The sequence below is a fragment of the Synergistaceae bacterium genome, assembly GCA_017540085.1.
Lineage (GTDB): Bacteria > Synergistota > Synergistia > Synergistales > Aminobacteriaceae > JAFUXM01.
Genome location: JAFYBQ010000034.1, coordinates 30,558 through 44,383 on the forward strand (window position 1 = coordinate 30,558; position 13,826 = coordinate 44,383).

The 13,826-nt window shown below is 51.5% G+C and carries 11 protein-coding genes; 2 read left to right on the forward strand and 9 right to left on the reverse strand.

Translation table 11 applies throughout. The features are described 5' to 3' along the window. Nucleotides 1-14 precede the first annotated feature (14 nt). Nucleotides 15-2,834, forward strand: coding sequence for a putative Ig domain-containing protein (locus IKQ95_08260; protein ID MBR4196686.1), 2,820 nt, complete (start codon nt 15-17; stop codon nt 2,832-2,834). Nucleotides 2,835-2,906: 72 nt separating this feature from the next. Here the strand turns inward: IKQ95_08260 and IKQ95_08265 are convergent, their stop codons facing one another. Then, a complete protein-coding gene (locus IKQ95_08265; protein ID MBR4196687.1) occupies nt 2,907-3,599 on the reverse strand; it encodes a hypothetical protein in 693 nt (230 codons plus the stop codon). A gap of 57 nt (nt 3,600-3,656) precedes the next feature. Further along, nucleotides 3,657-8,249 carry a hypothetical protein gene (locus tag IKQ95_08270; protein MBR4196688.1) on the reverse strand — a complete coding sequence of 1,531 codons (4,593 nt, stop codon included), beginning with the start codon at nt 8,247-8,249 and terminating at the stop codon, nt 3,657-3,659. Nucleotides 8,250-8,370: 121 nt separating this feature from the next. On the opposite strand from IKQ95_08270, the gene IKQ95_08275 reads away from it, so the two are divergent. Continuing rightward, nucleotides 8,371-9,282 carry a chemotaxis protein CheV gene (locus tag IKQ95_08275; protein MBR4196689.1) on the forward strand — a complete coding sequence of 304 codons (912 nt, stop codon included), beginning with the start codon at nt 8,371-8,373 and terminating at the stop codon, nt 9,280-9,282. A 16-nt stretch (nt 9,283-9,298) separates the two neighbouring features. Here IKQ95_08275 and IKQ95_08280 read toward each other — a convergent pair whose 3' ends face one another. Genes IKQ95_08280 through rpsO form a run of 7 tightly spaced genes read right to left on the reverse strand, consistent with a single transcriptional unit; the run spans nt 9,299 to nt 13,648 of the window. Beyond that, a complete protein-coding gene (locus tag IKQ95_08280; GenBank protein ID MBR4196690.1) occupies nt 9,299-9,610 on the reverse strand; it encodes a prepilin-type N-terminal cleavage/methylation domain-containing protein in 312 nt (103 codons plus the stop codon). Further along, nucleotides 9,607-10,455 carry a peptide chain release factor N(5)-glutamine methyltransferase gene (gene prmC, locus IKQ95_08285; GenBank protein ID MBR4196691.1) on the reverse strand — a complete coding sequence of 283 codons (849 nt, stop codon included), beginning with the start codon at nt 10,453-10,455 and terminating at the stop codon, nt 9,607-9,609. The genes IKQ95_08280 and prmC overlap by 4 nt, the downstream gene beginning before the upstream one ends. After that, entirely contained in the window at nt 10,400-11,479 is a 1,080-nt protein-coding gene (gene prfA, locus IKQ95_08290) for a peptide chain release factor 1 (protein MBR4196692.1), read from the reverse strand. Before prfA ends, prmC begins: the two co-directional genes overlap by 56 nt. After that, complete coding sequence (locus IKQ95_08295) at nt 11,476-12,375, reverse strand: DUF1385 domain-containing protein (protein MBR4196693.1); 900 nt, start codon at nt 12,373-12,375, stop codon at nt 11,476-11,478. Before IKQ95_08295 ends, prfA begins: the two co-directional genes overlap by 4 nt. A 16-nt stretch (nt 12,376-12,391) precedes the next feature. After that, complete coding sequence (locus IKQ95_08300; protein ID MBR4196694.1) at nt 12,392-13,084, reverse strand: FAD-dependent thymidylate synthase; 693 nt, start codon at nt 13,082-13,084, stop codon at nt 12,392-12,394. 56 nt (nt 13,085-13,140) lie between these two features. Continuing rightward, entirely contained in the window at nt 13,141-13,368 is a 228-nt protein-coding gene (rpmE, locus tag IKQ95_08305; protein MBR4196695.1) for a 50S ribosomal protein L31, read from the reverse strand. 13 nt (nt 13,369-13,381) lie between these two features. Continuing rightward, nucleotides 13,382-13,648 (reverse strand): 30S ribosomal protein S15, encoded by a 267-nt coding sequence (gene rpsO, locus IKQ95_08310; protein MBR4196696.1) that lies wholly within the window; start codon nt 13,646-13,648, stop codon nt 13,382-13,384. Nucleotides 13,649-13,826 lie beyond the last annotated feature (178 nt).

A 13,826-nucleotide genomic window follows, 5' to 3' on the forward strand; every position in this document is an offset into this window, starting at 1 on the left:
AGGAGGAGTATTGCATGAAAAAATTTCTGACGGCTATTCTTGCGTGTATATTGCTTGCGTCTTCTGCTTACGGTGTCGAAATCAATTCCGCAAATTTCCCGGATGAGACGTTCAGGGATATATTATCGTCTGATTTTGACGCTGACGGGGACGGCTCATTGTCGCAGGAGGAAATCGCCCAAATCACGCAAATCACCGCAAACGGAGTCGGCCTCTCATCGCTTGAAGGAGTCGAATACCTGACCTCCCTTCAGTATCTCGACTGCTCCGGCAACTACATAGCACTGTTAGACCTCAGCAGCAACACAGCTTTAACGGATCTCATCTGCTCAGACAATCAATTAATCTGGCTCAACATCGACAACTGCTCACTGCTTCAGACTCTCGCCATACTCAGCAACGACATCCCGGAGCTGAATATTTCCGGCTGTCCTGATCTTTACTCAGAAGATATTGACGGGGAATATACATTTTTCTTTGAGCATGACGAAAGCACCGCGATAATTTTCGAGAGCGTCCCGAATCCCGCGCTCGACTCCGCTCCGACAATACGCGCAAACAATATCCCCCGCGCCGAAATCGGACTCCCGTTCTCGTTCACCCTCAAAGCATACGGAACGAGGCCGATAACATGGAGCGTATCCGGGACTCTTCCTGACGGCTTGACGCTGAGTGATGATACGATTCTTGGAGTCCCGGAAGTTTCCGGGGATTTCGCAGTAACATTGAGGGCGGAAAACTCGTTCGGCGATGATACTCGGACAATCACAATTTCTGCGGCTGACACCGTAACAATTTGCCCTGAGCGTTTCCCTGATGAGAAATTCCGGGCATGGTTTACGGCTATGGAGCGTGATACTTTTGACGGGGACGGGAAATTTTCGCGTGAGGAATTAGCGCGGGTTACGGAGATTGACATTTCGGACGGTGTTGATGTCATTGTTGACGGCGTTCAGTTCACGGGCAGAATTGAGTCTCTTTCGGGGATTGAGAATTTCAGCGCGCTTGAAAAACTTTCCTGCGGTGAAAACAATCTCGGCGAAATCGTCATAGCCTGCAAAAATCTAAAGCAGCTTAACTGCCGGGACAGCCGTATAAACTTCCTCGATGTTTCCGGCTGTGAGTCTCTTGTCTCGCTTGACTGCACATCTAACCGCCTCAACATTTTAGACCTCAGCAATAATTCAGCCCTGAAGGAGTGCCATTGCGACATCAATCCGCTGTATTCCCTCAACATAGACTCATGCCCGGCCATGTCCTATTTGAGCCTGACGGGAACGGGGCTTCCCAAGCTGAATGTGTCAGGCTGCCCGGAGCTTTTCACACGTGAGGACGGGACATATACATATCACTTTGCGTTTGACGATGTTACGCAGATTGTATTTGACACTGTAACTGATGACCCCTTTGCGCCCAAGCTACCGCCTGTGATTTCGCGGGACTCTCTTGCGGCGGCTACGGTATCGCGCTCGTACATGACGCGGCTTAGTGCGTCCGGGGCAGGCTCTGTGATATGGACGCTGGAGTCAGGGAGGCTCCCAGAGGGGATGAGCTTTGACTCTTCCGGCATGATTTACGGAATCCCTGCAAGGGCGGGAACATCATCATTCACCGTGAAAGCCTCAAACGATTACGGAGCGGACACAGCCGGATTCACACTTCAGGCAGCAGAGGCAGTTACAATCACAACAGACAGCCTAAAGTCCGGGAAAATCGGCAGAACCTACATATTTACGCTCAAATCATCAGGAACATCCCCGGTAACATGGACAGCAGAAGGACTCCCGCAGGGTCTCACACTCAGCGAAAGGGGCAGGATTTCAGGCTGGCCGGAGGAGTTTGGAACGTTCAGCGTGAAATTCACCGCGTCAAATTCGGCTGGGTCAGCAGAAGCCATACTCCCCCTCACGATAAAGGGAATTGCTCCGAAATTGTCCGGGTCTCTCGCGAAGGCCGCGCTTAACTCGCCGTACTCATCCGGCTTGAGGCTCAAAAGAGGAAGCACGCCGATGACATGGAGCATTTCCGGGACTCTCCCTGACGGACTCACATTCGACACGTCAACAGGAATCATTTCGGGGACTCCCGTGTCATATTCGCGCTCAGGATTCAGGCTCAGGATTACGGCCGCAAACGGCGCGGGGAGCAAAACGAAATCCGCCCGCCTCACAGTCAAAGGCACAAGGCCGAAAATCGCAACATCAACCCTTCCTGACGCGACACAGAGACAAGCCTACAGCGCGAAACTTTCAGCCACAGGAAGCACCCCGCTAACATGGACGGCGGTAAATCTCCCGGCGGGACTCACTCTCAGCGGCGACACAATAACGGGTACTCCGTCAGCATCAGGAACATTCAGAGTCAGAATCATGGCCGAAAATCCCGTGAAGTATGCCCGGAAAATATTAACCCTCAAAGTTTCTCCGTCTGATGATGATACGAAGCTCCCGGTAAGGTCAGCCCCGGACGGCGAGTCATACACAGCAGGCGGAACAGCGCAAAGCGGAGCGGGGACAGGCTACAGCGGACAGGCTACAGGCACATACGCGGGCGGATATGTCATTGTCGGGGAGTTAGGCGTGATTTCGTGCGATGAGGAAGGACTCTATGAGTTCGGGCTGACTCTCAGCGCGGACGCTCATGAAGGGGACGAATTAATTTACATCGCTAACTCGGACAACCCTTCAGACGATGACGACATAGCAGAGTTTTACGATGACACGGGCGCGGAAATTCTGCCTCCGTTAGTCCCGGAGAACAGGCGCATAACCATAGGGATATGGCTCAACCCTGACACAATATATAATCCAGTTATCGCAGTGCCTTCACGGTAACAAACGCAACAAAACAAACAAAATCCCCCCGGCCATGAAACCGAGGGGGAATTTTTTTCCTTTTTCTGTGTGCTACTTGATTGTTACATCGGGCTGAGTGTTCCCGGTGAACCTGATTCCAGCGTCATACATTCCGAATGCTGACACCTGCGGGACTCTGAACGTTCCCCGCGTAACCGCCCTCATCCTGAAGCCGTATGACCTCTCGCCCGTCAGCCTCCCGAAGAACAGCACGATTCTGTCGTCCCTAATGTCGCTCACGACTCCCGTGTATGTCTCCTCATCGCCGCGGCCGTCGTCAAGTCTCGGATTCTCGATCTCGAAGCCAGCCGGAAGAAGGTACGTTACAGCAAGATTGTTGACCGTCATGGAAGGCTTCACGCTCAGGACTGCCTGAATGACTCTGCCGTGATTGATGGGCTGTGTGAAGTCGGCGATGTTCCCGCGCTCGTCATAATATAGGCACTCTACATTGAGATTCCTGCGCTCAGGTTTAGGGGCTGAATTGGGAACGCCGGTTATGTTCCATGAGTAGAAGCCCTGCCCGGAGCCGTTAGCGTCAATCATAATGTTTGCTGACTTGGGAAGCTCGCCGATATTCACGCCCTGCGCGCCCTGCCCGGAAGTGAATGTGATTATCGGCCTGCTGTCTGTCTCGGTGTTTACGTGGGCTGTAATGTCGCTCTTAGCCCCGGCTGACTCGACATTGTAGCGCGACAAGGCGACTATAGCCGCGGCGTTGTCCTGAGTGCTGTACCATCTCATTCCCGCGAGCCTCATTGCAAGCTCTGTAACTTCAGGTGCCTGCGGATCTGTGTCAAGTCACATTGTGAGGAGGACTGCTGTATTCCGCGCTTCAGACTCAAGAGTCGCACCTGAGTAACCCGTAGCCCTGCCGATATTGAGATCCCTTAATGCGTCGGGCTTTCCGTCTGAGACTGCCTGCGCCCCGGCAAGATATATTCTCCCTGACTGGTGAAGGCTGTCGATATTTTCGCGGAGATACTCAATCCATCCCAGCGGCTTTTCTCCTGACAGCGCGAGGACGTAAACGGCGTAGGCTTTTGCGGTCATGTCGTCTTTCTCCTGACTGTCATATGTATAGTCAGGCATTGACGCTAGGAACTCCCGCAGCCAGTTCATGACTCCCGTGAGCATTTCTTCAGGGAAATTAACGCCCGCATTTTTCGCACTCAGTAAGAAGTGAGCCGCATATACGCTCCCCCAGTTGTAGGGCTGATTTGTTCCCGGCCACATCGCGAATGAGCCGTTGTAGAGCTGCATTGACTGTATGCGGGTGATTGCCCCCTCTGCGCGTTCTCTGACCTGGTAATCAGTGAAGGCTGACGGGTCAAGCTCGGCTACAGCGTCCGGCACAATCAGGAAAGGCCACGCCGCTGAAATTGTCTGCTCAAGACAGCCATACGGGTAAGCGTTCAGGAAGTCAACAGCCTTGTTGATGTTGACCGCAGGAGTCCCCGAAAGAGTGAGAGTCCCGGAAATTTTCCCGCTGAAATTGCCGAACGGTATATCAAGTCTCGTCTGCCCCTCGCTGAATGTCCCTGAGTCGCCGACTGTTACGACAGGCCACGCCGCCCGCACAGGCATTTCAATTTCCTGCGTGAACGACTTTTCACCGCCTGACTCCGGCCATGACGTTACGACTTTCAGCACCGCTTTGTCTGCGCCTCCGAGAGCTTTTGCCTGCGCCGTGAATGACGATTTTCCCCCGGCGGAAATATTCAGGTCTGCGAACGAATTATCGAGCATCAAGCCTTCGGGGATGAGATTTACATGTACATTCCTGTTTTCGTTTGACGTGTTGAAGACTGAGACGGGGATCGCAAAAGTGTCGCCCGGTGCCGCGAATCTCGGTAATCCTGCCTCCGTAACAATATCCCGCGCAATCTCGATAGTTGTCTCACCCCTGCCGAAATTCCGCCCGGAAGCCGCCACAACAAAAAGCCTTCCGCGCCCGGAAAATTCCGGAAGCTCGAACTCCGTCTGAAGTATTCCGCGCTCGTCAGGGTACAATACTCCGTCAAACAGCGTCAGAATCTTGAACCGCTGAATATTCCCGTCAAGCGCAAGTGAGTCGGCTCCCTCATCACCGCCCGGGTGTAACTGCTCTGTAGCTCTGTCCTCAACGGGTATTAACTGGTCGTAAATGTCAAATCCCTGTGAGTTGAGCTTCTTTTTGCCCCAGAAATGATTTAGAAGGTCGGGGACTTTGTACTTTGTCAGACCTAGTACGCCGTCATCAACAAGGGCTATTGATACGTCAGCATTCTTTGAGATCATCGCGCTTGAGCCTTTGAGGGTGATTGTTACGGGGAGTTTTGCGGACGGCTCTGCTTTCTTTGCGACACTGATTCCAACGTCAATATTGTAGTCGCTGAGGTCAGTATTGATTCGTGTGAGGCCTATTGCGCGGTGAGAGGCCCACTGCTTTGCGTCAGAGCCTTCAACGGGACGCACAAGCCACGCCGAAAGCCAGACATTTGGCCGCAAGTCCTGCGTTATGAGAATGTCATATGTGAACTCGGACTCCTCGACAAGTCTGACGTTGCGCGAAATCAGTTTAGCCCCTTCAACCGTAATCATCATGAGTCCCGCGAAAGGAGCTTTGATTTTGACGTGGGCTGTGTCTCCGAGCCTGTACGAATCTTTGTCCGGGGTAATCTCTATCCTGTCGATTAACTGAGCTGTTCCGCCGGAGTCCTGCGGGTCTGAGGCGTAGAACCTGTATGCCGCCCTTGCGCTGTCGTCCGAGTCGCTGACTCTCACAAGGTACGAGCCGTAAGATTCCGGCCTGAATGAGAATGTGCCGAGTCCGTTGCGGAGTGATAATTTCTTCTCGTCAACCTTCTGTAACTCTTCTGTTGACTGCCATCTCTTTCGCCCGTCAATCTCTACCATGTTGTAGTTCCATGTTACGCGGTATAACTCTGCTGTAAGCTCACCGGGATTTGCGGGTTCCTCATCGGGCGTAATCCCTGCCACGCTGAAGGCAATATCATTCCTCACGGCGAAATTTTCCGACACAGGCGCGATTCCCAAAAGCCACGGGGCGGAATAGTACGGGCGGGAAAGAGTCGCGATTGTCCATCGGCCGGAGTCCTCCATGACCTCAGTACGGAGCGTAAGATTGATGATTGTGGGAGCCTCCCAAGCGTCTTCAAGTTTCAGGCTGACTTTTGACTTCCCGAAATTGTCGAGCTTTCCTTCTCCTATTTCACCCTCAGCCCCCGCGAATTTCCTCGACGGGTCGCCGAAATTGTAGCCCTTCCATCTGTCCTGAGTCGGCGTGAAATTTGCCTCTCTTGCCGTCCATGAGGCTTTGTAGTCAAGCCCGGCACCGTCAGCCCCGAAAAGCCAGCGCGTATAAATGTCCGCCGCGAACGTGTCGCCGTGAATCAAGTATGGCCTGTGATTGTTCAGCGTAACTTCAATGCGCGGGGGTGCAAAATCTTCAACGTGGAACTTGTACGAGGCTATTGGCTTGTCATCATTTCCGGGAATTGATACATAGGCTGTCCATGTTCCTGTGAGGGCATTTCCTGGGAGCTGTAAGTTTGCGATTGCGCTTCCTTTTGCGTTGAGGGTGATAGCTTCCTGCTTGACCTTACGGCCTAAAGTGTCGCGGACAGTGAACATCACCGGGAATGCGTCAGGTGTGGTAAGGTCGGCGTTCCTGACAATGAGCTTGAACGGTGCGCTTTCCCCTGTGCGGTAAATGTCTCGCGGTGAGAATATAGCGGCATCGTAACCGGATTTCAGCCAGTCGCGGCCGGAAGTGTCGAAAATTTCGCGGTTAAGCAAATTCCGTGTGAGCTGTATATATGTCAGATCATTTCCCTTTGAGATTACAGCCAGCGCGGGAAGGTTGTCGCTGTCCCATGCTTTTCCGTCGGGGCGTTCGTAGTAGAAGACTCCTCCCTGATTCGTCTTGCCCTGTGCGATTAATTGCTTTTTGCCGGAGAATATTTTGACGTTTGCCTCATTCACGCCTCTTGCTGTCGTGAGGGTGTTTACCCAGACAAGCGCGGCATCTTCCCAGAGTCTGACGGTTGCGCCCAAGTCAGAAAGGTTAATCATCTGGCTTGCCTCTTGCCATTCCTCGCCGTCAGAATCTCTTGCGGTCAGCAGGAATAATCCCCTGTCGCCTGAAGCCATCTCATCAATGGGAATACTTCTGCGGACTCGTTCATTCAACGGGAGGTTAAGCGGAATTTCTTTCGTGAAAACCCTGCGGGCAATGTCCTTGTTGAAGTAATCATACTCATCGTTGAGGACATACGGAATATTATTCTCATACATTCGCCACAAGTCGAGCTGTAATTTCTTTACGTTAATCATCTCAACGGGGATTAGCCCTTTGTCTAGCGGAGTGAGATATGACCCTGCCGCCGGTAATGTAATCTCCGTATCAAGATCGGGCATGATTATGGCCTGCCGGAAGTCCTCAGCGAGAACGAGTCCGCCTTTTGACGGGAAACCCTTTCGGAACGTAATCACGAACCTTTCGCGGGGCTTGAAGCCGTCTGACCTGATGTCTAAAATTTCGTCATTCCATCCCGACTCGAATCGCACATTGTTCAAAGCAGGCTCAATGTCAACAAAATTCCTGACAGTCTCCGGGTCAACGCCGAAATTCAGCACGGCGCGTATTGTGTTCTGCCCGTTAGATCTCATCTCCTGAACCATCAATTTCGGGTCAAGAATGACGGTCTCGGAAATGTCGCGGTCAATGCCTAAATCGCCCTCGCCGGATTTGAGTCCCGCGGCGATTCTTACGGTATATTTCTGGCGTGAGGAAGTCTTGTTGACTGGTACAGAGGCGCGAATAGTCCGTGAAGGAAGTGCGCCGTTAATGCTGTAGGGCATTTCTTTTCCCTCCGGGCTGATGATACGCATGTAGCCTTTGAGCCTAGCGGGGTCGACTCTCATGTTGAAGTTCAGCGTGAAATATGCGCTGCCGTCTCTGCCCATTGAGGCGCGAATGTCTGAGGGGGATAATGCCTCTGTCTGAAACCTGAACACCCCCGGCCCTATGGCTCTTCCGCTTCTGTCTTTGAGGCCGTCTCTGAGAGTCGCAGTATAAGTTGTTGCGTTCCTGAGCGGTGATAATAATTTTGCGGTGAATGTCTTGTCGTTCTGCCAGCGTCCCTCAAGCTGTAACGGCGGGTTGACCTCGAACGGGAAAAGGGCGTTGTCCGGGGTGATAGATTTTCCGGTCTGCGCCCGTGTTACGACTGACCCGGTGAAGACGACTCTGAATGATACATTGTCGGGTACTGTTCCTGTAGGGGTGAAAGTCCTGACTCCCGCGGGCATTTTCTGCGCGGACATGGCCGGATTCGTCATGAGGAGCAATACCAGAATCAGCAATATGAATCTGTTATGCCTGAGCAAAATTCAACAATCCTTTCTGTAAAGTGATGGGATAAAATCAACTGGCTTATTATATCCCGTAAAAATCAAAAATTAAGCTATAATTCAAATGTTCACAAGCACAGGGGAGGAAGTTCAGACAATGGAAGAAAAACGGAATGTAGAAGCAGCGAGCAAAAAATGGGAAGTAGTAGTGTTTACGTTAGGCAAGGACGCATTTGCGATAAACGTCAACAAGACCCGCGAGATTCTGCGCTGGACCGGGTGCCGTCCTGTTCCCACGAAAACGCCTGCCTTTGTCGGCATAACTACTCTGCGTGATGCACTTCTGCCGCTGATTGATCTTCGCATATTCCTTGGGATAAATTCCACCGTGCCGATGGCGAACACAAAAGTGATGGTAGTGGAGTTCAACGACATAAAATTAGGCTTTCTTGTTGACGGAGTAGAAAGAATCCGGCAGGTGAACGCGGAAGATTTAGACTCGTCCAAAATGCGCGGTGTGTCATTGAAGTGGGTGCTGTACATCATCAAGAGGGACGAGCGGAATATACTTCTTCTCGATTACGAGGCAATAATTCAGGAGACGGCTCCGGCAGTTGCGGAACACATGTTTGACCAGAGCAAGCTGGAGACGTTCCACAGGCAGATAGGACACGTTGAGGATTTCCACATTCTTGTGGCTGACGACTCGCCGCTGTTGAGGCAGCAGACATGTGATGTGCTGAAGCAGTCCGGGTTCACGAGCATTTACCCGGTGAAGGACGGAGTCGAGGCGCGGAAGTTATTGCTTGACCAGGGGGAGAATTTTGACCTTCTTGTGTCTGACATTGAGATGCCGTTGCTTGACGGCCTGAGTCTTGTTGAGACATTGCGGAATGACTCGCGCACGGAGAACATGCCGGTGATATTGTTCTCGTCGATAATGGTGAAGGAGCTATTAGACCGGGCGGAGAAGCTGAAGATTACGCACGTATTGAAGCCCGATGTGTATAAACTTGTCGAGGCCGTAATGAAAATCTACCACGAGTGCAAGAAGAACAGAAACTATTAGAGCCTGCCCCCGTGAATCAGGGCTGAAGCTCGAACGTCATCGGGGGGAAGCTGTTGCGTGTTACTGTGAGTATTTTGCCGTTTGTGTCGTTTGTCAGATTGTATTTTGTTGTTCCGTTGTCCTCATTTACTGCCTTATTATTTGCTGGCCGTTTGTCTTCCGGCGTGTTAATGTATTTCTGAGCGTAGAACATAAGGTCGTCCTTTATGCGTAAGTCGGCAAGATTCTCCGTCTGATTTGCTATGAACTCGAAAATTCCCGTTGTGATTACTCCGAAAACAGCCGCCGCTATAAGAAATTCCGTCAAAGTTTCGCCCCTGCGCTTCATTGCGAGTCCCTCCTCAGTATAATACAGCGCGGAAAATTCCCCGTGTCAAAAATTTCTCTCACCGTCTCAAAATCTCCGAAAGTCTCAAGCTCCGTAACCTGCTCAATATTCCCCGTCTCAAGAATTATATACCCTCCGTGTTTCAGCCGGGAATGTGCCTGCGTCAAAATCTCCCTGTAATATCTCATCCCGTCATTGCCGCCGTCAAGCGCGGTAATCGGCTCAAAGTCCCTAACCTCGCGCATAAGCCCGGAAATTTCCCCTGAAGGTATATACGGAGGATTGCTGATTATGAGGTCAAATTCACCCGAAACATCAAAATTTGCCCTGTCATGAACGCCGTAACGCCTCAAATTTTCGCTGGCATATCTCAAAGCGTCCTCGCTCACGTCAAGCATACAGCCTTCAGCATTCGGGAACTCAAGCAGAATTGTTACGGCAATACAGCCCGAACCCGTACCCCAGTCAAGAAAGCGGAAGGCATTATCACGCGGAAAAATCATCTTCACGCCGTCAATTAGCGTCTCGGTGTCATGACGCGGAATCAATACGCCCGGCCCTACAGCGAAATCACGCCCGTAAAAATCAGCTTCCCCGGTGATATACTGCAGCGGCTCACCGTCAATCCTCCGCGAAATTACAGCGTCAATCCTGCGTTCCTCATCGGGTGAAAATTTGCCCCTTGCGAGAATCTCAGCATGACTCAGGCCGAGAGCATGAGCCGCAAGCCATAATGACTCCTGCGCTGCGTTTGCGACTCCTGCCCGTTTCAGGCGTGAGATTATCCCGTCAGCCGTCAATTTCCTGTAATTTCTGTGTCTGCTCGGCCAGCACCATAGCGTCAATCATCTCGTACAAATCGCCGTCAAGATACGTATCGAGCTTGTAGAGCGTCAAATTTATGCGGTGATCCGTGATTCTGTTCTGCGGGAAATTGTACGTCCTTATCCGCTCTGACCTGTCCCCGGAGCCTATCATGCCGCGCCTTTCAGCTGACTGCTCCGAGTTCTGCTTCTGCTGTTCGAAGTCAAAAAGTTTCGTCTTCAGGTACGACATTGCCCGCGCCTTGTTCTTGATTTGCGAGCGTTCGTCCTGACATGTTACGACAATCCCTGTGGGAAGGTGCGTAATTCTGACGGCTGAGTCAGTCATGTTGACGTGCTGACCGCCTGCCCCGCTTGAACGGTACGTATCAATCTTGAGATCTTCCGGCCTGATTTCGACTTCAACATCATCAGCTTCCGGCAAAACCGCAACTGTTGCCGCGCTTGTGTGGATTCGTCCGCTTGCTTCTGTTACTGGGACTCTTTGGACTCTGTGAACGCCTGACTCATATTTCATTTTGCTGTACGCTCCCTGCGAGTCAATCCTGAAAACTATTTCCTTGTAGCCTCCGATCCCGGCGGTATTCGTTGAGCTGTCGATTACTTCAATTTTCCACCTTTGCCGCTCACAGAAACGTGTGTACATTCTGAACAGGTCAGCCGCGAATAATGTCGCCTCATCGCCTCCCGTCCCCGCTCTAATCTCAACGATAACGCTTTTGTCGTCGTTCGGGTCTTTCGGGAGTAATAACAGCGTCAAATCATGCGTGAAGCTCTCAATTTTCGGCTCAAGCTCTGAGATTTCCTCGCGTGCTAATGACTCTAATTCAGCGTCCCCGGACTTGATTAACTCCTTTGCCTCAGCTATGGATTTCTGCGCTGATTTATACTCTTGGTACATTAATACGACTGGCTCAAGCTGGGCGCGTTTCTTGCCTAATACCTGTAATTCTTTCGGGTCAGACGCTATTTTAGGGTCAGCAAGTTTCCGCCCTACATCATCATATTCCTGCTCTATGGCCTGTAATTTAGGCTCTATGTTCATGATACTATGCCTCTTTCCATTGCTGTATCTAGTGAGACTAAAGCGACTTCCGCCTGCTTAATGTCAGGTTCTCTTGTGGTAAGGTATTGTAACGTAAGGAACGGGGCAATAACGCAGAGGCCGATTTTCCCGGATTTTGACGCGAGCCGGATTATCTCGTAGGATATTCCGACAACAACGGGTATCAGCACTATTCTTGCGATGACCTGAAGCGCGAAACTTTCCCCGGCGATGAGTGTCTTAACGGGCGAGAATATTATTATGCTGACGATTACGGCAATCAGCAGGAACGATGTCCCGCAGCGTGGGTGAATCCGTGAGCATGTCATGATATTTTCGGGAGTCATTTCGAGTCCGTGCTCGAATGCGTTAATCGTCTTATGCTCCGCGCCGTGATACCTGAAGACCTCGCGGATGTCCTTCCACAGCCCTATAACAGCAACGTACCCGACAAATATAACCGCCCTCAATGCCCCCTCCGTAACATTCACCCACAAAGGAGTTTCCGCGACAAATCCGGCGAGCCACAAGGGAAGCGCGATAAACAGCCCTCCTACAGCTATAACCGCGAGAATGACCGCCGATAATATGTCCTTCCACGTCATTTTTTCTTCTTCCTCTTCAAGTGCGACTTCAGCGGATTTTGACAGAGCTTTGAATCCTGTCGACATCATTTCGCACATTATGACGACTCCCCGCAGGAAAGGCAGCTTCCAGGGATAACGCTTTGTGCGCGATGAGTTCGGCCATTTGTCCGTAAAGATTTCTCCTGAAGGTTTCCTCACCGCGAGTCCCCATAAATTTTTCCCCTTCATTAATACGCCTTCTATTACGGCCTGACCTCCGACGGGTATTTTCCTGTCAGCGTCATCAGCGAAAAGATTCGCCGTTACCATCAGCCACAAACAAAATTTATTCAGCAAACAACAAATCCTCCATATCTCTATAGGGTTTACCGCATGTGCGCGACTCCGAGCATTTCCCGAAAATGCACCCCGGCCCGGCCATGTCGAAAATTACGGGTGCGACTCCTCTGCATAGTGCCAGCATTCTCCGCGCAAGCTCGTGAATCTCCCACTGCGCCCTGCGGCAAAGTCTCAGGCTGAAGAAGTGATGTAATTCCCGTGCGTTCATTGTCATAACAAGCCGCGTTGAATGCCCGTGAGGAAGGATAAATCTTGCGTCCTCTTTCGGGATTCCCATTTCCGTCAAAGCCCTGTAAGTTTCCTGCGAATGTCTGACGGCCTGAAGGTAGAGTGCTTTTGCGTCCGGGTTTTTGCTGACTGACGGCGGGACTATCACGGCTTCGGGGTCATCGGTCATCTTCACATATCGCTGGCTCTGCTGGCTGAAACTTGCGACTCTGTGCCGTACAAGCTGATGGGACGCAACCCGGCTGAGTCCGTCAATCCCAAACGTGAATGATACATGCTCAAACGCCGACATATGACCGCTGGCGAACAAGTCAGCGATTAACCTGCGGGATAAATTCTGCTCCTCCCCCTGCAATAATTCCCCCGCTGTAACATCCCTGTAACATATCCGGGCGGCGGCGGCTACTAGTGCGTCAGGTTCGGGAGTGTGTGAGAGTAATATTACGTTCATGTCTCAATAACAAAAACGGGAGCCGTTATCAGCCCCCGCAAACGGTCTGTGTATGGCTACACTTCTGTTTTCTGGCCGTAGTTCACGCCTTTGTACTTGCGCTGGAACTTTTCGAGGCGGCCGGCTTCTGTGAGGACTCTGCCCTTCTTGCCTGAGTAGAACGGATGACAGGCGGAGCAGACTCCTACGCGGATTTCCTTCATTGTTGAGCGGGTCATGAAGGTGTTTCCGCAGGCGCATGTTACTTTGCATTCCTGATAGTCGGGGTGAATATCTTTCTTCATGTGATGATTCCTCCTAGTGTCTGAGGCCGAGACGCTCAATCAGTGAGCGGTAGCGGTTAAAGTCCTTGTTCATGAGGTAGCGGAGAAGCCTGCGTCTTGAGCCTACCATTTTGAGAAGGCCGCGGCGCGAGTGAAAGTCTTTCTTGTGGACTTTGAGATGTTCTGTGAGTTCGCGGATTCTTTCGGTGAGGATTGCTACCTGTACTTCCGGCGAGCCTGTGTCGGTATCGTGAGTCTTGTACTCAGATATTACGGCCTGTTTCTTGTCTTTCTGGATCATATAGAGAAACCTCCTGTGTATTACTTCAGAGCCGGGAACAACGCCAATCCAGAGGGCGATATTCTCAGCTTTGAGTGTAAGCGGTGATTATGATAGCACAAGAGGAGAAATTATTGTACACTTCCGGCACTTATGTTAGCGCATTGCATTGGGCCGGGACTTTTACGGCTTGAAGCGT